Annotated in this window: 21 protein-coding genes; 13 read left to right on the top strand and 8 right to left on the bottom strand. The window is 62.2% G+C overall.

The annotated features are described in order from the left end of the window. Positions 1-36: 36 nt before the first annotated feature. The 6 genes from P3T25_RS17045 (at position 37) to P3T25_RS17020 (ending at position 5,715) form a co-directional block, all read left to right on the top strand. Positions 37-1,446, top strand: a complete 1,410-nt coding sequence (locus tag P3T25_RS17045; RefSeq protein WP_429358462.1) for a hypothetical protein — start codon at positions 37-39, stop codon at positions 1,444-1,446. 265 nt (positions 1,447-1,711) lie between these two features. Continuing rightward, on the top strand, positions 1,712-2,290 hold the full coding sequence (locus P3T25_RS17040) for a YqgE/AlgH family protein (protein WP_429358461.1): 579 nt from the start codon (positions 1,712-1,714) through the stop codon (positions 2,288-2,290). Beyond that, positions 2,287-2,727 (top strand): Holliday junction resolvase RuvX, encoded by a 441-nt coding sequence (gene ruvX / locus P3T25_RS17035; RefSeq protein WP_093636449.1) that lies wholly within the window; start codon positions 2,287-2,289, stop codon positions 2,725-2,727. Before P3T25_RS17040 ends, ruvX begins: the two co-directional genes overlap by 4 nt. Then, positions 2,714-3,244, top strand: a complete 531-nt coding sequence (pyrR, locus tag P3T25_RS17030) for a bifunctional pyr operon transcriptional regulator/uracil phosphoribosyltransferase PyrR (protein ID WP_429358460.1) — start codon at positions 2,714-2,716, stop codon at positions 3,242-3,244. Before ruvX ends, pyrR begins: the two co-directional genes overlap by 14 nt. Positions 3,245-3,316: 72 nt before the next feature. After that, complete coding sequence (locus P3T25_RS17025; protein WP_429358459.1) at positions 3,317-4,342, top strand: aspartate carbamoyltransferase catalytic subunit; 1,026 nt, start codon at positions 3,317-3,319, stop codon at positions 4,340-4,342. A 92-nt stretch (positions 4,343-4,434) separates the two neighbouring features. Then, positions 4,435-5,715, top strand: coding sequence for a dihydroorotase (locus tag P3T25_RS17020; protein WP_429358458.1), 1,281 nt, complete (start codon positions 4,435-4,437; stop codon positions 5,713-5,715). A 100-nt stretch (positions 5,716-5,815) separates the two neighbouring features. Here P3T25_RS17020 and P3T25_RS17015 read toward each other — a convergent pair whose 3' ends face one another. After that, positions 5,816-6,958: an RNA-guided endonuclease InsQ/TnpB family protein gene (locus tag P3T25_RS17015; RefSeq protein ID WP_429358457.1), complete on the bottom strand. Its 1,143-nt coding sequence runs from the start codon at positions 6,956-6,958 to the stop codon at positions 5,816-5,818. Positions 6,959-7,071: 113 nt separating this feature from the next. Between P3T25_RS17015 and P3T25_RS17010 the strand changes: the two genes are divergently transcribed. Beyond that, the gene (locus P3T25_RS17010; protein WP_429358456.1) at positions 7,072-7,950 is read left to right on the top strand and encodes a lysophospholipid acyltransferase family protein; all 879 of its coding nucleotides are present in this window, start codon (positions 7,072-7,074) and stop codon (positions 7,948-7,950) included. Positions 7,951-7,972: 22 nt separating this feature from the next. Here the strand turns inward: P3T25_RS17010 and P3T25_RS17005 are convergent, their stop codons facing one another. Next, the gene (locus tag P3T25_RS17005; protein WP_154560276.1) at positions 7,973-8,884 is read right to left on the bottom strand and encodes a symmetrical bis(5'-nucleosyl)-tetraphosphatase; all 912 of its coding nucleotides are present in this window, start codon (positions 8,882-8,884) and stop codon (positions 7,973-7,975) included. A 222-nt stretch (positions 8,885-9,106) separates the two neighbouring features. Here P3T25_RS17005 and P3T25_RS17000 point away from each other — a divergent pair, with 222 nt between their 5' ends. The 6 genes from P3T25_RS17000 (at position 9,107) to P3T25_RS16975 (ending at position 14,314) form a co-directional block, all read left to right on the top strand. After that, positions 9,107-10,018, top strand: coding sequence for a GDP-mannose 4,6-dehydratase (locus P3T25_RS17000; RefSeq protein WP_429358455.1), 912 nt, complete (start codon positions 9,107-9,109; stop codon positions 10,016-10,018). 260 nt (positions 10,019-10,278) lie between these two features. After that, positions 10,279-11,340: a dTDP-glucose 4,6-dehydratase gene (gene rfbB / locus P3T25_RS16995; protein WP_429358454.1), complete on the top strand. Its 1,062-nt coding sequence runs from the start codon at positions 10,279-10,281 to the stop codon at positions 11,338-11,340. 9 nt (positions 11,341-11,349) lie between these two features. Continuing rightward, entirely contained in the window at positions 11,350-12,231 is an 882-nt protein-coding gene (rfbA, locus tag P3T25_RS16990; protein WP_429358453.1) for a glucose-1-phosphate thymidylyltransferase RfbA, read from the top strand. Next, entirely contained in the window at positions 12,228-12,779 is a 552-nt protein-coding gene (gene rfbC, locus P3T25_RS16985) for a dTDP-4-dehydrorhamnose 3,5-epimerase (protein WP_429358452.1), read from the top strand. Before rfbA ends, rfbC begins: the two co-directional genes overlap by 4 nt. Positions 12,780-12,790: 11 nt before the next feature. After that, positions 12,791-13,687, top strand: a complete 897-nt coding sequence (gene rfbD / locus P3T25_RS16980; protein WP_429358451.1) for a dTDP-4-dehydrorhamnose reductase — start codon at positions 12,791-12,793, stop codon at positions 13,685-13,687. Positions 13,688-13,732: 45 nt separating this feature from the next. Continuing rightward, positions 13,733-14,314, top strand: a complete 582-nt coding sequence (locus tag P3T25_RS16975; protein ID WP_429358450.1) for a GDP-mannose pyrophosphatase — start codon at positions 13,733-13,735, stop codon at positions 14,312-14,314. A 21-nt stretch (positions 14,315-14,335) separates the two neighbouring features. On the opposite strand, the gene P3T25_RS16970 is transcribed toward P3T25_RS16975, so the two are convergent. The 6 genes from P3T25_RS16970 to P3T25_RS16945 form a co-directional block, all read right to left on the bottom strand. After that, positions 14,336-15,145 (bottom strand): ankyrin repeat domain-containing protein, encoded by an 810-nt coding sequence (locus P3T25_RS16970; RefSeq protein ID WP_429358449.1) that lies wholly within the window; start codon positions 15,143-15,145, stop codon positions 14,336-14,338. Continuing rightward, the gene (locus tag P3T25_RS16965) at positions 15,142-16,065 is read right to left on the bottom strand and encodes an acyltransferase family protein (RefSeq protein ID WP_429358448.1); all 924 of its coding nucleotides are present in this window, start codon (positions 16,063-16,065) and stop codon (positions 15,142-15,144) included. Before P3T25_RS16965 ends, P3T25_RS16970 begins: the two co-directional genes overlap by 4 nt. A gap of 133 nt (positions 16,066-16,198) precedes the next feature. Further along, positions 16,199-16,381: a hypothetical protein gene (locus tag P3T25_RS16960; RefSeq protein WP_429358447.1), complete on the bottom strand. Its 183-nt coding sequence runs from the start codon at positions 16,379-16,381 to the stop codon at positions 16,199-16,201. A gap of 91 nt (positions 16,382-16,472) precedes the next feature. Continuing rightward, positions 16,473-17,513 carry a glycosyltransferase family 2 protein gene (locus tag P3T25_RS16955; RefSeq protein ID WP_429358446.1) on the bottom strand — a complete coding sequence of 347 codons (1,041 nt, stop codon included), beginning with the start codon at positions 17,511-17,513 and terminating at the stop codon, positions 16,473-16,475. Further along, a complete protein-coding gene (locus tag P3T25_RS16950) occupies positions 17,510-18,826 on the bottom strand; it encodes a hypothetical protein (protein ID WP_429358445.1) in 1,317 nt (438 codons plus the stop codon). The genes P3T25_RS16955 and P3T25_RS16950 overlap by 4 nt, the downstream gene beginning before the upstream one ends. 63 nt (positions 18,827-18,889) lie before the next feature. After that, positions 18,890-19,960: a nucleotidyltransferase family protein gene (locus P3T25_RS16945; protein WP_429358444.1), complete on the bottom strand. Its 1,071-nt coding sequence runs from the start codon at positions 19,958-19,960 to the stop codon at positions 18,890-18,892. Between the last annotated feature and the right edge of the window lie 179 nt (positions 19,961-20,139).

Below are 20,139 nucleotides of genomic sequence, written 5' to 3'. Positions count from 1 at the left end.
CCGGGTGGCGGCCCGTCAGCTTCCTGTCGCCTGCCCATGACTCTTCGATCCGCTGCACCCGATTCCTTCGATGCATTGCCCAATCCGCGCGGCGGCGCTGTTCGTCCTGCGGAGCTGGCGCTGGCCGAGGCGCTGCTGGCGTTCGAGCAGCACCGCGAGAGCACCTCGGCGCTGCTGCGTGCGTCGCACGCGTTGCGCGAGGCCGGCTGGCTGAGCGCGCAGCGCTTCGCGGACGCGCTGGTGCGGCTCTCGCCTCTGGCCGAGGGCGACCCGGCTGACGCGGACAGCGCGCGGCCCGTGTTCGGCGGGGCATTGCACGATTTCCGCGCGGCGCTCGAGCGCCACAATCTGCGCGAGCTGTCCTGCTCGTCCACGCTGTTCAATCACTATCACGCGCTCTGTGCCCATCTGTCGGAGCACACGCCGGGGTCGACCGTCGCTTTCGAAGATCTCGCGCTGAGCGCACGCCCGGTGCCGCCGGTGTCGCTGCATAACCAGTCCGCGGATCAACTCGCCCATTTGCGGGCGCGCTACGAGCGCGCGCTGCTGCCGGTGTTGCGCTCGCAACCTGATAGCAGTGGTGCTGCGCTGGCGTTCACGAACGCGGCGCTCGACGAGCTGGATGCCGTCCTTACCGAGCTCACCGGCCCGGATCCCTACGATTTCTGGCGCCTCGCCAAAGCTTGCGCCAAGGCGCTACGCGTCAGCGGCCGCGCCACCGGAGATGCCGACGCGCGGCGTTTCTACGCGCGCTGCAACCTCACCCTGGCCGATCATGCGCACGGCATCGAGCGCGCACCGCGTTCGCTGGTGCGCGCGACGCTGGCGCTGCTGTGGCGCGATTACGCGCTGTTCGGCGCTGCAGCGGAAGACGCCGATCAGGTCGAAGTGCTGCATGACTACGGCTTGACGGTCGATTGGCACGTCGCGGGCACCCAGGCATCCGAAATGCTTTGGGAAGCTGGCGCCGTGCAGGCGCAGGCGGTCAGCGCGACGCGCAGCACGCTGACGCGCGAGCTGGGCGTGTTAACCGTCAACGCGCACGCGTATGAAGATTTCCTGCAAACGGCCGATGCCGCGATTTCGGCGCTGACCGAGCACGCCCGCGCGGCCGACCAGCCCGAGAAAGCCGATCCGAGCGAAGCGTTGCAGGCGGGCGACGCCGCCTACCGGCTCGGTGCCGCCGCGTGCGCGCTGGGCCTCGGCCACGTGGCGCTGGTTGCCGACGCGCTCGGGCTCGCGTGGCGCCGCCGCGCGCACGCCGGCGTATCCACGCCGGCGGTGCGCTCTCACGTCATCGTCGGTGCACCGGCAGCGAGCACGCTCGAGCAGGCCGCTGAAGCGTTGCGTGCGATGCTGCACAAAGTTGCTGCGGGCGTCGCGCCGACAGGCAGCAACGCTGCGCTGGCCGCCTTGACGCGTTCGATCGAGCAGGGCGGTGCCTGAACTGCTGGCTGCTGTATCAATCAGCAGCATGCCCTGCGCGCCGGTACAACTCCTCTGCCGGCAACGGCGAGGCGCCATGTTCGAACCCGGAGGCACGCGATATGCGTGTCGTCAACACCGCTGAGCGCGCCATGGACAAGGCCTGCGTGCGTGATAGAGTGCAACTTGATTCGCCGTCGATGGCTCGCGGCGCAGGTCATCGCGCACATCGCGGTTCCGCGCTCAAAGCCCGCCATCCTGCACCGTCTTTGCTAAAATCCGAACTATGTCCAAGAGTACCGATCGCATCAATCTGACCAATCAGTTCCTGATCGCCATGCCAAACATGGCGGATCCCACGTTTTCAGGAACGGTGGTCTACCTTTGCGATCACAGTGAGCGCGGCGCGCTCGGCCTCGTGATCAACCGGCCGACCGATATCGACCTTGAAGCGCTCTTCAGTCGCATCGATCTCAAGCTCGAGATCGAACCCCTTCTCCATGTGCCCGTGTATTTCGGCGGCCCGGTGCAAACCGAGCGCGGCTTCGTGCTGCACGATCCGAAAGGCGGCAATACCTATACGTCGTCGATGGCGGTGCCGGGCGGGCTCGAGATGACCACGTCGAAAGACGTGCTCGAAGCCGTCGCGAGCGGCACCGGTCCGGAGCGCTTCCTGCTTACGCTCGGCCATGCCGGCTGGGGCGCGGGTCAGCTCGAAGAAGAGATTTCGAAAAACGGCTGGCTCACGGTTGAAGCCGACCCGAAAATCGTTTTCGACGTGCCGGCCGAAGAGCGTCTGGAAGCCGCGCTCGCGCTGCTCGGCATTTCACTGTCGATGCTGTCGGGCGAAGCAGGCCACGCATGAGCCTGGCAGCCGGACGTGAGGCGACGCTGCTTGCGTTCGACTATGGTGAAAAGCGGATCGGCGTGGCAGTGGGCAACTCGCTCACCCGCAGCGCACGGGCGCTCGTGATCGTGCAGAACCGCAGCCGCGAATACCGTTTCGAGGCGATTGGCAAGCTGATCAGCGAGTGGAAGCCGGACGCACTGGTGGTCGGTTTGCCCATGCACCCGGATGGCACGCCGCACGAAATGACCCAACTCGCGAAGCGCTTCGGCAATCAGCTGAATGGCCGTTTCAATCTGCCGGTGACATGGATCGACGAGCGCTATTCGTCGGTTGAGGCGAAGGCGGAAATCCGCGCCGGCAACGGCCGCGCCGACATGCTCGACGCCGAAGCCGCCAGCATCATCCTCCAGCAATATCTAGACGGACTTTCCGACGATCATGAGTTCCATTGACGCCGAAGCGCTTTATCGCGCCGTGCTCGAACAGGTTCGCGCGGCGTATGGCGACGCCTTCGGCGCAGCCGATGGCCCCGTGCTGGCCGGCATCTACAGCGGCGGCGCGTGGCTCGCCGAGCGCCTCGCGCGCGATCTGAAGGCGCCGAGCTTCGGCGTGGTGAATGTCGCGCTGCATCGCGACGACTACGCGAAAAAAGGCCTGCACGCGCAGGCAAGCCCGACCTCGCTGCCGTTTTCCGTGGACAAACGCCGCATCGTGCTGGTGGACGACGTGCTGTACACCGGCCGCACGATTCGAGCTGCGTTGAATGAGCTGTACGACTACGGCCGCCCGGCATCGGTCGAACTGGCGGTGCTTGCCGATCGCGGCGGACGCGAGTTGCCGGTGGCGGCGCGTTTTGTCGGTGGCGTGGTGGATGTGCCGGCCGATGCGACGCTCGTGCTTGCCCGCGAAGCAGGGGGCGCCGATGGCACTCAGCGTTTCACTTTTCACACCGAAGCACGCGTCGATTGAACGCAGCTTTGCGCATTGAGCAAGGCATCGACGCCGAACACGTTGAAGCCCGTATTTGAAGCAGGTACCCCAATGAACACCGCCACCCAGGCCTCCCAGGATTCCGCCGACAGCGCCACCGAGCGCTTCCGTTATGGCTTCCTGAAGGGCAATCCGCAGCTCACGAAGAACGGCGAGCTCAAACATCTGTTGTCGATCGAAGGTTTGCCGAAGGCGATCGTCAATCACATTCTCGATACCGCCGACCAGTTCGTCAGCGTGACCGATCGCGAGGTGAAGAAGGTGCCGTTGTTGCGCGGCAAGTCCGTGTTCAACCTGTTCTTCGAGAACTCGACGCGCACCCGCACGACCTTCGAGATCGCCGCGACGCGTTTGTCAGCCGACGTGCTGAATCTCAACATCACCGCTTCGTCGACGAGCAAGGGTGAGTCACTGCTCGACACGATCAACAACCTCTCGGCGATGCATGCCGATATGTTCGTCGTGCGTCATGCCTCGAGTGGCGCACCGTACCTGATCGCCCAGCATTGCGCGCCGCACGTGCACGTGATCAATGCCGGCGACGGCCGTCACGCACACCCAACTCAGGGTCTGCTCGACATGTACACGATCCGCCACTACAAGAAGGACTTCACGAATCTGCGCGTGGCGATCGTCGGCGACATTCTGCATTCGCGGGTCGCGCGTTCGGACATTCATGCGCTGACCACGCTCGGCGTGCCGGAAGTGCGCGCGATCGGCCCGCGCACGTTGTTGCCGGGCGGTCTGGAGCAGATGGGCGTGCGCGTATTCCACAACCTCGACGAAGGCCTGAAAGACGTCGACGTGATCATCATGTTGCGTCTGCAGAACGAACGGATGAGCGGCGCGCTGCTGCCGTCGGCACAGGAGTATTTCAAGAGCTGGGGTTTGACGCCGGAGCGCCTCGCGCTCGCCAAACCCGATGCGATCGTGATGCACCCGGGGCCGATGAATCGTGGCGTCGAAATCGATTCGCAGGTGGCCGACGGTCCGCAATCGGTGATTCTGAACCAGGTCACGTTCGGCATCGCGGTGCGCATGGCGGTGATGGGAATCGTCGCGGGCAATCACGATTGATCTCACCACGGCACGCGATCACACACGCACCACCACACGCGACAAGACACGCAGAACTTAGCTGAACGCTTGGCTAAACATTAAGGCAGCGGATGAAGATTCACATTCAAGGCGGCACGCTGGTCGATCCGGCGGCGGGCACCGAACAGCAGCAAGACATTTTTATCGCAGCGGGCAAGATCGTCGCCATCGGCAACGCGCCTGCTGATTTCAACGCAGCGAAGACGATCGACGCTAAAGGCCTGCATATCGTGCCGGGCCTCGTCGACCTGTCCGCGCGCTTGCGCGAACCGGGCTACGAACACAAGGCCACGCTCGAATCCGAAATGGCCGCGGCGCTCGCGGGCGGCGTGACGAGTCTCGTGTGTCCGCCAGACACCGATCCGACGCTCGATGAACCGGGCCTCGTCGAGATGCTCAAGTTCCGCGCGCGCAATTTGGACCAGGCGCATGTGTATCCGCTCGGCGCGTTGACCGTCGGCCTGAAAGGCCAGGTCATCACCGAGATGGTCGAGCTGACCGAAGCGGGCTGTATCGGCTTTTCGCAGGCCGATGTGCCGGTGGTCGATACGCAGGTGTTGATGCGCGCGTTGCAGTACGCGAAGACATACGGCTACACGGTGTGGCTGCGTCCGGTCGATGCCTATCTCGGCAAGGGCGGCGTGGCCGCGAGCGGCGCGCTGGCGTCGCGGCTTGGGCTGTCGGGCGTGCCGGTATCGGCTGAGACGATCGCGCTGCACACGATTTTCGAACTGGTCCGCGTGACGGGAGCACGGGTGCATCTGTCGCATGTGTCGTCGGCGGCGGGCATCGAGTTGATGCGCGCGGCCAAGGCGGAGGGCTTGCCGGTGTCGTGCGACGTCACCGTGAACCACGTGCATCTGATTGACCTCGATATCGGCTACTTCGACGCGCAGTTCCGGCTTGATCCGCCGTTGCGCCAGCAGCGCGATCGCGAAGCGATCCGCGCGGGCCTCGTCGACGGCACGATCGACGCGATCTGCTCCGACCACACGCCGGTCGACGACGACGAAAAGCTGCTGCCGTTCGCCGAAGCCACGCCGGGCGCAACAGGCTTGGAGCTGTTCCTGTCGCTAACAGTCAAATGGGCCGACGAAGCGGGCGTGCCGTTGGCCAAGGCGCTGAACCGCATCACCACGGCGCCGGCCGACGTGTTGAAGCTCGAGGCGGCTGGCCGCATCGCCGTGGGCGCCGTCGCCGATCTTTGCGTGTTCGACCGCAACGCGTATTGGCGCGTCGAGCCGCGTGCATTGAAGAGCCAGGGGCACAATACGCCGTTCCTCGGCTATGAACTGCCGGCGCGCGTGCGGACGACCATCGTGTCCGGTCACGTTGCATTCGAACAGCGCTAATATCCGCAGCATTGCTCAGTTACGGAAAGCTCCAACATTGACTGCTCCGCTCCCTAAAGGAAAGGGATTCCCACTTCACAGACGGCAACCCAACTTCATCTCAAAGAGATATGGGACTTACGCTTTCTCCATGGGCTGACGCCGCCAGTCCGGCGGCCAAAACATTACGCGCAGCGTTGATGTCGCGATCATGGATGCTGCCACATTCCGGGCAGGTCCATGCGCGGATGTTCAGCGGCATCTTGACCACTGTATGTCCGCAATCGCTGCATCGTTTGCTTGAGGGGTACCACTTGTCGATGCCGACCAACGTGCGTCCGTACCACTGCGCTTTGTACTCCAGTTGCCGAGTGAACTCGGACCAGCTTGCATCGCTGATCGACTTTGCAAGGCAACGGTTCTTCTGCATGTTGCTGACGGCAAGGCTTTCGATGGCGATCACTTGGTTTTCGTTTATCAGCCGGCTCGAAAGTTTGTGCAGGAAGTCCCTTCGGGAATCTGCCGTCCTGGCATGCATTCGTGCAACTTTGAGCTTCGCCTTCATGCGATTGGCGGAACCCTTTTGCTTCTTCGCTAGTCGCCGTTGCAGCTTGGCGAGCTTGGCGAGCTTGGCCTCGTTCTTTCGGAACGTGTTAGGGGCCGTGATCTTCTCGCCGGTAGAAAGGATGGCGAAGTGCGTCAGACCTAAGTCGATGCCAACTTTGCCGGATACCTCTTGCTTCGCGCTTACTGCGTCATCGCACAGCATCGAGACATGGTATCTGCCCGATGCGTCTTTCGATACCGTGACGGTCGTTACCTTCGCTCCCTTCGGGATCGTGCGTGACCATCGAATCGCAAGCGGTGCATCCATCTTCGCGAGTTTCAATGACGCACCATCCCACTTGAAAGCGCTCGTCGTGTACTCGGCAGACTGCGCGCCGTCCTTGCGCCTGAAATTCGGGTACTTCGCGCGCTTGGCGAAGAAGTTCGCAAATGCCGTTTGCAAGTGGCGCAAGGCCTGCTGCACCGGAACCGAACTGACTTCGTTCAGCCATGAGTGCTCGGGTGTTTTCTTGAGCGCCGTAAGCGCTGCGGAGGTTTCGTGATATCCGACTCGTTCCTGCCGCTGATACCACGCATCGGTACGCAACCGAAGCATGTGGTTATAGGCAAAACGCGCGCACCCAAACGTCCTGGCAAGAATCGCTTCTTGCTCGGACGTCGGATAGAACCGGAATCGGTATGCTCGCTTAATGTCCATGATTCACACAATATCATTTGTTTGTGTGAGATTGAGAATCTGGAGAGCAGCCTCGCGGCTGCGCTCCTTTCACTCCCCACCCCTGAGAGGCGGGGTTTCTCGGAGCAAATCTGATGAAGCTTGCGTTGCGCAAGGCCCGTCTCGTCGCCCATCTGCTGCATGGCATGTGGATCGTTGCGACGCGCTTTTCCAAGGTCGGTGCGGATGGCCGGCAGACGCTCAACCGCGAATGGTCGCTGAAAATGCTGCGTCTATGCGGCATGCGGCTCGTCGTGCATAACGACAGCGCGCGGCTTGACCGCGGCGTGCTGGTGGTCGCCAATCACATCTCATGGATCGACATCTACGTGATCAATGCGTGGCGGCCCACGCCGTTCGTCTCGAAGGCCGAGATCCGGCAGTGGCCGGTGGTCGGCTGGCTGGCGCAGCAACTGGGCACGGTGTTCATCCAGCGCGAGAAGCGCAGCGACGCGAAACGGATCATGCACGAGCTGTCCGACCGCCTGAGCGCGGGCGAGCTGATGTGCGTGTTTCCTGAAGGGACGACGACGAACGGTCTGGCGCTACTGCCGTTTCACGCGAATATGTTCCAGGCCGCCGTGTCGGCCTCGGCGCCGGTGCAGCCGCTGTGCATCATGTATGAAGATGCACAGGGCCGGCAATCCACCGCGCCGGCGTATATCGACGATCTGACGCTGGCTGATTCGCTGAACATGCTGTTGAGCGGCGGGCCGTTGACCGCGCACGTGTATGTCGGCGCGCCGCTCGCGCCGGGTGCGGATCGGCGTACGCTGGCGGCGGAGGCGGAAGGGGTGATTGCAGCGGCGCTGCGGGAGATGCAGGGTGGCATGACGAGGTCCGGTGCTGCGATCGCGGCGTCGATTTCATCGGCCGACGCGTACAGCGCGCCCTACACGCACAACGCCTCTGATGCTTCCAACGCTTCGTCGGCGCTGATCGAACCCGTCGACCAGTCCGGCCGGTCGGCTTAACGGGGCGGCTTAGCGGGTCGGCTTAGTTGCCGCCTGGCGTGCCGCACGCCTCGCAGTCGACCTGCGTCAGCGTGCGCTCCGCGGGATTCTGCGCAAGGCGCACGGCCGAGAGTTTCTCACCCCAGACGCAGCCGGAATCCAGCCCGATCAGGTTGTCGCGCAAGGTCAAACCGAGCGCGGCCCAATGGCCGAACACCACCGTGATGTCCGCGGTCTTGCGCGACGGCACGTCGAACCACGGCATGTTGCCCGGCGGCGCGGAATTCAGACCTGCGCTGCTGCTGAAATCCATCGCGCCTTCGGCATTGCAGAAGCGGATGCGCGTCAATGCGCTGCACGTCAGGCGCAGCCGCTCGATACCCTTGACGCCGGGCGTCCAGCGATTCGGCTCGTTGCCGTAGAGTCCCGCGAGCGTTTCCTTCCAGTTCGGCGCGCGCAGCGCCCGCTGCAATTCGTCGGCGAGTTCCATCGTCAGGGCGGCATCCCATTGCGGTAACACGCCCGCATGCACCATCAGCATGCCGTTATCGAAATGCGCGATCGGACGATGGCGGACCCAGTCGAGCAGATCGGCGGCATCCGGTGCGGCGAGAATGTCGTCGATCGTGTCGCCTTTCTTCGATTTGCGAATCCCCGCCGACACCGACAGCAGATGCAGGTCATGGTTACCCAGCACCGGCACCGCACGGTCTCCCAGCGCGATGATGTCGCGCAGCGTGGCGAGCGATTCGGAGCCGCGGTTGATCAGGTCGCCCGCGAACCACAGCGGCGTGCCTTCGGGCGGCGCGGCTTTGGCCAGCAGTTGCTGGAACGGCTTTCGGCAGCCTTGCAGGTCGCCGAAAGCGAGTGGTAGCAGGTGCGGCTGCGGAACGGCACTAGATCCGGCACTAAACGCGGCAGGAGAAGCGACGGTGGAAGCGGTGGAGGATGTCATCAAGAAGTCGGTGCAGTTCGATACACGCGGTTACGAACAAGGCGTGCCGCGTTGGGCGGTGCAGCAAATTAGCGTGACATAATAGCCCGTTTGATGCACGGATATCGTGGCAAGCGCCGTCGGGAGCGGCCAGCAAGTGGCATTCCCGGGGCGTCAGGCGCACCGCAAGGGCCGCGCGCGATATTGCACCACAACAGGATCACCCTCGTGAACGGAGAAAGCATGTCGTCTTTTCATGCGAATCAACCTATCCGCACGCTCATCACCGGGGCGAGTGGCTTCACGGGCCGCTATCTGGTCGACAATCTGCTCGGCCGCGGCCATACCGTGATCGAAACGGTGGCCGGGCGCAACGAGCCTGAAACGCCGACGCGCCTCAGGCTCGACATTACGTCGCCCGACGCCTGCCGGCGCGTGATCGAAACCGCGCGGCCCGACTACATCGTGCATCTGGCGGCGATCAGCTTCGTGGGCCATAACGATCCGCTCGACTTTTACCGCGTCAACGTGATCGGCACGCTGAATCTGCTGGAGGCCTGTGCGGCTGTCGGCCATACGCCCCGCAAGCTGTTGATCGCGAGCAGCGCGAATGTTTACGGCAATGTCACCAGCGACGCCATCGACGAAACCTTCCCCGTCACGCCAGTGAACCACTACGCCGCCAGCAAGGCGGCCATGGAAACGATGGTGCGGACCTGGTTCGACCGCCTGCCTATCCTGATCGTGCGGCCGTTCAACTACACGGGCCGCGGGCAGACATCGAACTTCCTTGTGCCGAAGATCGTCGAGCATTTCGCGCGACGCGAGCCGGCGATCGAGCTCGGCAATATCGATGTGGCGCGTGATTTTTCGGACGTGCGCTACGTGGCGAACGCTTATGAGGCTTTGCTCGACTCGGAGGCCGCTGCTGAAACGGTCAATGTGTGTACCGGCACGCCTTATACGCTGAGGGAGATTCTCTCGGCGGCGAGTGAACTGACCGGACATGAGCTCGAGATTCAGGTCAATCCTGCGTTCGTGCGACAAACCGACGTGAAGATGCTGGCTGGGTCGCCCGCCAAGCTGCGCTCGCTGGTGCCGGAGGTTGAGGCGATTCCGTTTATGGATACGCTGCGGTGGATGTTGGCGGCGTAGGGAAGATTAGCCGCCCATTATGTCAATTGTCCTGCTCGCACCTAACAGGAAACCGGTTTTATCAAGTTGTTTCAATTTGTTGGGGCTCGGGTTTTGACCGGCGCGGCTCTATAATCGGGCCTTAATAAGATCGGCGTTTCAGCGTCTGTCCGCGAGGGGCAGGGGTTGCCGCGGGCGTCGACACACAGTGAACACCACAACGCTAGGTGAGCGCGTCGGCAGGCCGAGTCGATCCGCCACTGCATCTGGAAGGATATTTCATGATCCTGGTAACAGGCGGCGCGGGCTTTATCGGCGCCAATTTCGTGCTCGACTGGCTCGGTACGTCGGACGAAGCGGTTCTGAATGTAGACAAGCTGACCTACGCCGGCAATCTGGGTACGCTTAAATCGGAACAGGGCAATCCTCGACATGTCTTCGTCCGCGCCGATATCTGCGATGGCGCCGTGCTCGACACGCTTTTCTGCGAGTACAAGCCGCGTGCCGTGTTGCATTTTGCCGCTGAAAGCCATGTGGACCGTTCGATCCATGGCCCGGCAGATTTCGTGCAGACCAACGTGGTCGGCACCTTCACGCTTCTCGAAGCCACCCGTCAATACTGGAATGCGCTCGGCGAGGCCGACAAGGCCGCGTTCCGTTTCCTGCATGTCTCGACCGACGAAGTGTTTGGCTCGCTGTCCGCTACCGATCCGCAATTTTCCGAAACCACGCCGTACGCGCCGAATAGTCCCTATTCGGCTACCAAGGCGGGTTCCGACCATCTGGTGCGCGCCTACCATCACACGTATGGCTTGCCGGTGCTCACCACGAACTGCTCGAACAACTACGGCCCGTATCAGTTCCCCGAAAAGCTGATTCCGCTGATGATCGCCAACGCGCTCGGCGGCAAGGCGCTGCCGGTGTACGGCGACGGTCAGAATGTGCGCGACTGGTTGTATGTCGGCGACCATTGCAGCGCGATCCGCGAAGTGCTCGCGCGCGGCACGCCGGGCGAGACGTACAACATTGGCGGCTGGAACGAAAAGAAGAACCTCGACGTCGTGCATACGCTGTGCGACCTGCTCGACCAGTTGCGTCCTAAGGCGGGCGCCTCGTACCGCGACCAGATCACCTACGTGACGGACCGTCCCGGCCACGACCGCCGCTACGCGATCGACGCGCGCAAGCTCGAACGTGAACTCGGCTGGAAGCCGGCGGAAACCTTTGAGACCGGACTCGCAAAAACGGTCCGTTGGTATCTCGACCATCAGATGTGGGTCGACGAAGTGGCTTCCGGTGAATATCGGAAGTGGGTCGAAACGAACTACTCCCAACGGTCATAAGGGCTCGAGATGGCGCGCAAAGGCATTATTCTTGCCGGCGGTTCCGGCACTCGCCTGTACCCGATCACGCAGGTTGTATCGAAGCAACTCCTGCCGGTGTACGACAAACCAATGATCTACTACCCCCTGTCAACGCTGATGATCGCCGGCATCCGTGATGTGCTGATCATCTCGACACCCGAGGACACGCCGCGTTTCGCGGCGATGCTCGGCGACGGCAGCCAGTGGGGAATGAATTTCCAATACGCGGTGCAGCCGTCGCCGGACGGGCTCGCGCAGGCGTTCGTAATCGGCCGTGAGTTTGTCGGCAACGAGGCGTCGGCGCTGATTCTTGGCGACAACATCTTCTATGGCCATGATCTCGCGAGCCAACTCGGCCACGCGAACCAGCGCACCGACGGCGCGACCGTGTTCGCGTATCACGTGCAGGATCCCGAACGATACGGCGTTGTTGAGTTCGACAAGGATTTTCGCGCACTTTCGATCGAGGAAAAACCACTCACACCGCGCTCGAACTACGCGGTCACGGGTCTTTACTTCTACGATCGCGACGTCTGCGACATCGCCGCCGACATTAGGCCGTCCGCGCGCGGCGAGCTCGAAATCACCGACGTCAATTCGACGTACCTGGAGGCCGGCAAGCTGAGCGTCGAGCTCATGGGGCGCGGCTACGCATGGCTCGATACCGGCACGCACGATTCGCTGATCGACGCGGCGACTTTTATCGCGACCTTGCAGAAGCGCCAAGGCCTCGTGGTCGCGTGCCCTGAAGAAGTGGCGTTCCGTCAGCGTTGGATAGGCGCGGAACAGGTCGAACGGCTCGCCAGACCGCTCGTGAAGAACGCCTACGGTAAATATTTGCTCAAACTCGTTTCGGATCCTCTCGTATGAAGCTCAACGTCATTCCGACCTCGCTGCCGGAAGTGAAAATCATCGAACCCAAGGTGTTTGAGGATGCCCGCGGGTTTTTCTTCGAAAGTTTCAACGCGAAGGAATTCGCGGAAGCGCTCGGCGTCAAGGTCGAGTTCGTGCAGGACAACCACTCGTTGTCCGCGAAGAACGTCGTGCGCGGTTTGCACTATCAGCTCGTGCGGCCGCAGGGCAAGCTTGTGCGCGTCGTGTCGGGTGAAGTGTTCGACGTCGCGGTTGATATCCGCAAAGGCTCACCGACCTTCGGTCAATGGGCGGGCGAGCGGCTGAGCGCGCGGAACAATCGGCAGATGTGGATTCCGGCCGGTTTCGCGCACGGCTTCGCGGTATTGTCCGGGCAGGCCGAGTTGCTGTACAAGACGACCGACTACTGGTTCGCCGAACACGAGCGCTGCACGCTGTGGAACGATCCGCAGATTGGCATCGAATGGCCGCTCGACGGCGAACCGCTGTTGGCCACGAAAGACGCCGCTGCACTGCGGCTGGCCGACGCCGAATTACCGGATTAACGGGGTAGGCCATGAGTGAGCAGCGCGTCGTGTTACTGACCGGCACCAACGGTCAGGTCGGTTTCGAATTGCAACGCAACTTGCAGGGGTTGGGCAAAATCGTCGCCCTTGACCGCAGCCGGCTAGATCTGCGCGACCCGCAGCAGATTCGCGAGGTTGTGCGCGCGACTAAACCGGCGTTGATCGTCAACCCGGCTGCGTACACCGCGGTCGATGCGGCGGAAACCGACATCTCGGGCGCCACGCAGCTCAACGTCGACGCGCCGCGCGTCTTCGCCGAGGAAGCCAGGCGCGTGGGCGCCGCTCTCGTCCACTACTCCACCGATTACGTGTTCGACGGCACCAAGCAGGGCGCGTACGTCGAGAGCGATCCGACCGGTCCACAAAACGTGTACGGCCGGACCAAGCTCACGGGCGAGGAGGCGATCGCCGACACCGGATGCGATCATCTGATCCTGCGCACAAGCTGGGTGTATGGCACGCGTGGCAAGAACTTCCTGCTGACGATGCTGCGGCTCGGCGCGGAGCGCGACGAACTGAGCGTCGTCGCCGATCAGCACGGCGCGCCGACGTGGGCGAACACGATCGCGTCGCTAACTTCGAACGTGCTTGCGCAATCCGTCGTCGGCGATACGGACGAGGTTCGCGATTGGTGGCGCGCGCACTCGGGCGTCTATCATCTGACCGCGGCTGGCGCGACGTCGTGGCACGGTTTCGCCGAGGCGATCTTCGAACTGGCGGGCGGCAACAAGCGTCCGCTGGTCAAGCCGATTCTCGCAGCCTCCTATCCGACGCCGGCCGCGCGGCCGGCCAATTCGCGGCTGTCGAACGACAGGTTCGCTGCTGCGTTCGGGGTTCGCGCGCCGGACTGGCGCGACGCGCTGCGCCTGTGCCTCGAAGGCCGTTGACGAGGCCCAGGGTCATTCCCGTTTCGCTGAGCAAGGAGAACGACAATGTCAAAGCGTGAGCGCATCCGGATGCTGTCGGTGGACGCGTTGTCCAGCAAGCGGCAACGACTCGATTTTCAAACCTTCGAGTACGAACGCGACGACGGCAGCAAGCAGGTTCTGAGTCGCGAGATCTACCATATCGGCGACGGCGCGACCGCGCTGCTCTACGATCTCGCGCGGCGCACGGTGATCCTCGTGAACCAGTTTAGATTGCCCGCATATCTGCGCGGCGAAAGCGGCTGGGTATTGGAGACGCCCGCCGGATTTCTCGACGGCTCGGCGCCGGAAGTGCGCGCGCGTGACGAGGTGGCCGAGGAAGCCGGCTATCGCGTCGGCGAGATGCGCAAGGTGTTTGAAGCGCTGATGATTCCGGGCTGCGTGACGCATGTCGTGCACGGCTTCGTCGCGCCGTACACCGAGGCCGACCGGGTCGACGCGGGCGGCGGACTTATCGACGAAGGCGAGGACATCGCCGTCGTCGAACTGACGATCGATCGCGCGCTCGGCATGATCGTCAGCGGCGAGATCACCGATGCGAAGACGATTATGCTGCTCCAGCACGCGGCGCTTCATCTGTTCCGCTAGGCGTGAAGCACGCGCCGCGCGTCAGCGGAGTTCCGGTACGATGAACTGCCGGTAGTCGAACGACGCCGGTAGATTCGAAAAATACTCGGGCGCAACGCCGCACGAGCCCAGGAATTTCACACTCCAGCCGGCGTCCTGTTTGCGCGCGAAATGCAGGCGCTTCTGTGGCGAGCAATGCATATCTTCGTTGTCGAGGTTCGACAGCAATTGCCGTTCGACGCTGACCGTATTGCCGTCCACCTTGCAGATCTTCCCTTGCAGCAACAGCTTCGTCGCGGGTTTCGCACAGACGCCCGGACGGTCTTCCGCCGGCGAGAACGCATACGCGACCCGGCTGCCCGGTTCGACATACGCGAGCGGCGAGCTCAGGAAGCGGTGGCCCATTTCGTCGACGGCCGGCGCGCCGAACAGGTCGGCGAAACGGTTCAGCACGCGGCGCTTGTTGAGCTTCGTCGCGAGGCCGAGAGATTGCGCGACTTGCAGTGGATCGTCGCGCACCAGCACGGCGGGCAGGCTGTCGGCGTCATCCGCGAGCACGGCCTCGGTGGCGGCCGAGTGATTGCCGGTGTTCAGGGGCAACAGGTCGGGCTGATACTGCATCAGCAAATCAGTGATTTCGCGGTCGCGCGAGCGGATCGCTTGCATCAGCGGCGTATCGCCGGCAGCATCCTGCACATTCTGTTTTCCACCTTTCGTGATCAACAGGCGCACCAGAGGTGGATAGTGCGCGGCGACGGCCTTCGTGAAGTCGTCGTTGTAGTCGTATTGCGCGAATCCCGGCAGCGATACGAACAGCAACGTGGCGGCTGAGAGTCTAATGTGACGGTTCATGCCCGAGCCTCCATGAATGAACCGATGACCCGTTTGCCGACGCCGATACACGGCTTCTCGACGAGCCGGTAGGTGGTCTCTGCGAGCGCGAATGCGATCGCGAGAAACAGCACGAACTGCAACGCGTAGCCGGTGCACGTCAGCTTGAGAAAATCGGAAATCTGTTCGTAGTAGCGGAAGTAGAGATCGTTGTAGACGAGGATCAGCAGCACGTGGCCGAGGTAAATCGAGTACGAGCGCGCGCCGATGCATTCGAGTGCGCCGGTCAGGCCGGGAATGTTCAGTATCCAGCCGCGTTCGAGCGATGCGAGGGTCACGAGCGCGACCGACACCAGCGCATAGCCGCAAAACGCCGCGCTCGAGAAAAGGAACTGCCTTGAAGCGCCGCCGAGGATATCGGTGTTTAGCACGCCCGGCAGCAGCGCGAGCAGCGGACAGAAGCCGAGGCCGACCAGCGTCTTGAGCACTGCGCGCACGCGCGCATTGCTCAGCGTGTCGATTAGCGCGGACGGACGGTCCGCGCTTGCATCGGCGATGGTCTCGAATCGCCACACCGGCAGATGCCGGTATTTGTCGACCAGCAGCGCGATGATCACGCCATACAGCAGTTCGTCGAAACGCGTATGCGACAGATCGACGATGCTGACCGCCGTCATCGGCCGCGCGACGAACAGCACCAGACAAACACCGATCGCCAACACCGTCAACCGATCAGACGTGCGGCCGCACAGCACCTGCAGCAACGGTACCAGCAGGTAGAAATGCTCTTCGATGGACAGGCTGTAGTAGTGCGATATGTTGGTTGGGATGCCGCCGTGCACCATCGCGTAGTTGTAGATGCCGCCCGCGAACGCGACGCCTTCGCGAAAGATGTCGGCGGGCCGCGCGAAGATCGCGATGCTGCCGGTCGTCTTCATCACGACCGCGACAATCCAGTACAGAAAAATATAGAAAACTCGGACGGAGCGATTCGGAAGACCCGCCGCAGATAGGACGCGATGATCGGCTGCTTGCAGTGTTCGAGACGCTCGACCGGCGACGCGCCGAGCGTCTCTAGCAGCGCCGCGAGGAACGAGCGCGATACGACGAACCGGAGATCACGAAGAACAGATCCACGCCGGTGAACGGCGAGTACAGATGCGGGCTGAACAGTTGCTTGAACGGCGCGAGAACGATGATCGTGAGCAGCACCGCGACTGCACGCAACCGCTCGATTTCGAGGTTTTTATGGCTCATGTGAATTGCCGCCAGTCGGGACCATTGGAACGAGGCACTCGGTTCATCTTTTGTGCGCAAGCTGCGTCGCCGCCGGTCGCCCGTACCGTCGTTACGACGCAGGCGGATTGCGCCGGCGCAGCTTGTTCCACATAAAATGCGCGCCGCGGCGCAGGTCGCCGTTCGCGAGCCGGCCGACCAGCGTCGCCATCATGCCCCAAGCCAACGCGAACGGACGCGGCCAGCGGATGATCGGCGCGACCCAGCACCGAAACAGCAGCCGCTTGCCAAAGCGCGCCGAGAAACGCCGGTACGTTTCTCGTAGATCGCCCTGCCGTGCGAGCCGCTGCCGAACCAGATTGAAAGGATGATACGACTTGAGCATCCGCGTTTCGAACTGCTCGATCGCATGTGCGCTGAGGCCGGCGGGACGGTAGGAATCCAGAATGCGTCCAAGCCGTTCGACGAAGACCTCGGAGAAATCGTAGCCGCCCGAGTTGGCGCGCTTGCAAGCGAGAATATAGCGCTTCAGATACATGTTCCGGCCTACTTGCAATGCCGCGTTGACGACCAGGTGCACCTGCACCAGATTGCTGCCGCAGAACTGGCGCGCATCGATATCCTGCTGAACACGCCGGTTGATTACGCACGACGAGATGAACGTGATGTAAGGTCCGATTGCGGCGAGAAAATCGCCGACCTGATCGTACTGTTCGACGCGGGCGTCGCCGCCCGGATGCTCGGCGATCGGGTCCACTTCATAGCCGAACGGACGCAGGCAGACCACACCGTACTCCGCCTTCTCCAAATGATCGATCAGATACGACAGTGTACCGGCGACGTAAATGTCGTCGTCGCCCATGATCTGCACGTAATGGCCGCGCGCTTCGTTGAAGCACTGCGCGATGTTCGCGTCGGAACCGATATCGATCTTGTTGCGGATATAGCGGACCGGCAAGCCTTGCGCGATTGCGTTCGCGACGACTTCGGGCGTCGAGTCGGTCGAATGATTGTCGGACACGATCACTTCGAGCACGCCGGGTGCGAGCGAACGCGACTCTTCGACGAGACTCTGCAAATTCAGTTCGAGATAATTCGCCCGCGTGAAAGTCGGAATAGCGATGGTCAGCAGAGGTGAGGCTTCAACGGTCACGAATCTTGTCTCCAAGTCCGGTTGCACCGGCACCAGATGAGGAAGGCAATGGGCAGGTTCAGGAATAGATTGACTGCTGCGAGAACGGTCACGAGCCCCGCCGACGAATAATGCGCCGCCGCCCACACGATGAGCGGTAGCGTGAAGATCGTGGTGGTCGCGAGCGTCGACATGAACGGCTCGCGGCGGAAGCTGCGCAGATGCGCGGCGAGCCCGCCGATCAACTGGTTGCTGAACACGAACACGAGCAGGCCCGCCAGTTGCCAGAACGGCAGCACGCGGTGTGCGTATTTCGTGTCGGCGAACAGCAGGTCCATGGCGAGCACCCCGACCGCCATCACGACGAAAATCACCGAGGACATCGTGAAGTCGCGCTTGAACATGTGATCAAGCGTTGGCCAGTCGCGCATCGCGGCGGCGCGCGCCATCAGCGGCACGCGCCGCGTGATCCACGATTGCGCGACGAGTCCGAGCGTGTTGACGATTGCGAGCGACAGCCCGAGCTGACCGGCGATCACCGCGCCTTGCGTATGGAACAGGATCGGAATGTTGATCTGCGTGAGTAGATAGCCGCACAGCAGATTGATGCCGAGCCGCCATTGCAGCGGCCAGACTTCACGCCGCCAGTCGAAGCCGTGCCCCGCGCTGAGCGATGCGATCTGCAACAGACCGCGCCGGTAGCGGACCAGCCATATCAATGGGATCAGCAGCGTCGCCGCGGGCACCATCACGGTTGCCCATAAGCCCGCGCCGCCGGCCAGCGTCGCCCAGCAGGCAATCGATCCGCAGACCGCCAGCGACAGCCGCAGTGCGTACACGCGGCTGATCTGCCCTGTGCCTTCGAGAATCGATAGGAACGGCGTGATGAGCAGGCCGGCCGCGGTTAGTCCGCACAGCACGAGCCACGGCGCGACCCAGTGGATTGTGGCCGAATTTTTCGAATCAAAGAACAGCATGCCGCCAGGCACGATCGCGACCGCGAAGACCAGCGCAGTCAGCGCGTACCAACGCAATGCGCTGTGGACGAGCGCGTGGAAATAGGGAGTGGCTTCGCCTTCGACACTGCCGTCGGGCTTCCAGTGCAGCCCAGTGAACGCGTGCGCCGACACCTGCACGAGCACCATCGACAGGCCGAGGTCGAACAGTGTGTAGAGCGCGGCGACGCTGATGAAGCTGTAGTACCAGCCCTGCGTTTCCGGCGACAGGAAATGCACTGCGAGGATTGTGGTCAGCAGGCCGGCACTGGCTTGCCAAAGCCGCAGCGACAGAACGAGAGCAAGATCGCGCGAAATGGACTGCAGGCGCAGGGACACGCTGCTCACCGGCGCCGCGCTCGGTGTTCGACGTCGGTCATGTTGCTCATACCGGTCCTTCGCCTAGAAAATCTTCGAAGCGAGCTCGTAGTCGCTGGGCCGGCCAACATCGAGCCAATGTTCGAAGATCGGGAAGCACGACACCGGGAGCGACGATTTGATCAGATTGTGAGCGACATCTGTCATGTTGTAGTGGCCCGACGCCGGAAGCGTGTCGAACACGCGTTTCGACAGAAAGTAGATACCACTATTCACGAGGAAGCTGAAGTTCGGTTTCTCTTCGATATGCGTAACAAACGAATTGTTTTCGCTAATCACGCCGAACGGAACCTGGAAGCTGTACTGCGTTGCAGCAATGGTCATTGCCGAATTGCTGCGCAGGTGAAATGCAAGGAACATTCCGATGTCGAGATTCGTCAGAATGTCGCCGTTGAAGACCAGCGTATTCTCGTCGTGGAACGGCACGAGCGAGAGCGCGCCGCCGGTGCCGAGCGGGGTCTTCTCGTGCACGTACTGAATCTCGACGCCGAATTTTTCACCATTACCGAAGTGTTCGGTAATTTTTTCAGGCAGATAGTGCGTTGAGATGAAAATCCGGCTAGCGCCATGGTTGACGAGCTTTTCGATGCTGATCTCGAGCATCGGCCGGCCGTTCACGCGCAGCATAGGTTTCGGCATGTCCTCGGTCAGCGGACGCAGGCGTGTGCCGAAGCCGCCTGCCATCACGACCGCCGTGAAACTGCGGTCAATGTAATTCGGCGCGTGATTAACCGCGTGGTGATCGATTACGGAAACCGGCTTGCCGTCTGCATCGGTCAGGATCAGTTGGCGCAGCGAATGCGTGCGGAACAGATTTTCCCGCTCTTCGCGCGACGAATGCACGCTCGCTGTGATCGGCGCTGGGCGTGCGCTGCGGGTCTTGATCTTGTGGATTTCGATCGCGGCGTCGTCGAGCTTGTTGCCTTCGAGAAATGCGCGCCGCACATCGCCGTCCGTGATGATGTTGACGAACTTGTCGTGGTCGAACAGCAGTGCGCAGGCCACTGGGCCGCTCGCCTGAATCCGAGCAATGACGTCGGATATCTTTGAGTCGAACGATACGCTTAGGCTATCGATATTGTCGAAGTTCGTCATGATCTTACTGCAATGAAAACGTGGGGATGTTTAGGCCGGAGGCGATGCGCGTGAAATACACGGCACGCCAAACTAATCAGTGTCAGCCACTGATGGCGAGGTTTCGCGCTGCATAGAGCGGTGGGGAGACATGGCGTGAACGCGCGTCATTTCGGCGTTCACGGACATGTGACTCTCAC

This window comes from Paraburkholderia sp. GAS32 (assembly GCF_050434225.1).
Taxonomy (GTDB): Bacteria; Pseudomonadota; Gammaproteobacteria; order Burkholderiales; family Burkholderiaceae; genus Paraburkholderia; species Paraburkholderia madseniana.
Note: the sequence above shows the minus strand (reverse complement) of the source record. Positions and strands in the feature narration are given on the sequence as shown.

What these genes read in the sequence shown, in the direction of transcription:
- P3T25_RS17000 (WP_429358455.1), top strand. Translation starts at nt 9,107, where the DNA reads ATGTCGTCTTTTCATGCGAATCAACCTATCCGCACGCTCATCACCGGG.
- P3T25_RS17005 (WP_154560276.1), bottom strand. Translation starts at nt 8,884, where the DNA reads ATGACATCCTCCACCGCTTCCACCGTCGCTTCTCCTGCCGCGTTTAGT.
- rfbB (WP_429358454.1), top strand. Translation starts at nt 10,279, where the DNA reads ATGATCCTGGTAACAGGCGGCGCGGGCTTTATCGGCGCCAATTTCGTG.
- P3T25_RS17040 (WP_429358461.1), top strand. Translation starts at nt 1,712, where the DNA reads ATGTCCAAGAGTACCGATCGCATCAATCTGACCAATCAGTTCCTGATC.
- P3T25_RS17025 (WP_429358459.1), top strand. Translation starts at nt 3,317, where the DNA reads ATGAACACCGCCACCCAGGCCTCCCAGGATTCCGCCGACAGCGCCACC.
- P3T25_RS17015 (WP_429358457.1), bottom strand. Translation starts at nt 6,958, where the DNA reads ATGGACATTAAGCGAGCATACCGATTCCGGTTCTATCCGACGTCCGAG.
- P3T25_RS16945 (WP_429358444.1), bottom strand. Translation starts at nt 19,960, where the DNA reads ATGACGAACTTCGACAATATCGATAGCCTAAGCGTATCGTTCGACTCA.
- P3T25_RS17045 (WP_429358462.1), top strand. Translation starts at nt 37, where the DNA reads ATGACTCTTCGATCCGCTGCACCCGATTCCTTCGATGCATTGCCCAAT.
- rfbA (WP_429358453.1), top strand. Translation starts at nt 11,350, where the DNA reads ATGGCGCGCAAAGGCATTATTCTTGCCGGCGGTTCCGGCACTCGCCTG.
- P3T25_RS17010 (WP_429358456.1), top strand. Translation starts at nt 7,072, where the DNA reads ATGAAGCTTGCGTTGCGCAAGGCCCGTCTCGTCGCCCATCTGCTGCAT.
- P3T25_RS17020 (WP_429358458.1), top strand. Translation starts at nt 4,435, where the DNA reads ATGAAGATTCACATTCAAGGCGGCACGCTGGTCGATCCGGCGGCGGGC.
- rfbC (WP_429358452.1), top strand. Translation starts at nt 12,228, where the DNA reads ATGAAGCTCAACGTCATTCCGACCTCGCTGCCGGAAGTGAAAATCATC.
- ruvX (WP_093636449.1), top strand. Translation starts at nt 2,287, where the DNA reads ATGAGCCTGGCAGCCGGACGTGAGGCGACGCTGCTTGCGTTCGACTAT.
- P3T25_RS16975 (WP_429358450.1), top strand. Translation starts at nt 13,733, where the DNA reads ATGTCAAAGCGTGAGCGCATCCGGATGCTGTCGGTGGACGCGTTGTCC.
- P3T25_RS16960 (WP_429358447.1), bottom strand. Translation starts at nt 16,381, where the DNA reads ATGAGCCATAAAAACCTCGAAATCGAGCGGTTGCGTGCAGTCGCGGTG.
- pyrR (WP_429358460.1), top strand. Translation starts at nt 2,714, where the DNA reads ATGAGTTCCATTGACGCCGAAGCGCTTTATCGCGCCGTGCTCGAACAG.
- rfbD (WP_429358451.1), top strand. Translation starts at nt 12,791, where the DNA reads ATGAGTGAGCAGCGCGTCGTGTTACTGACCGGCACCAACGGTCAGGTC.
- P3T25_RS16970 (WP_429358449.1), bottom strand. Translation starts at nt 15,145, where the DNA reads ATGAACCGTCACATTAGACTCTCAGCCGCCACGTTGCTGTTCGTATCG.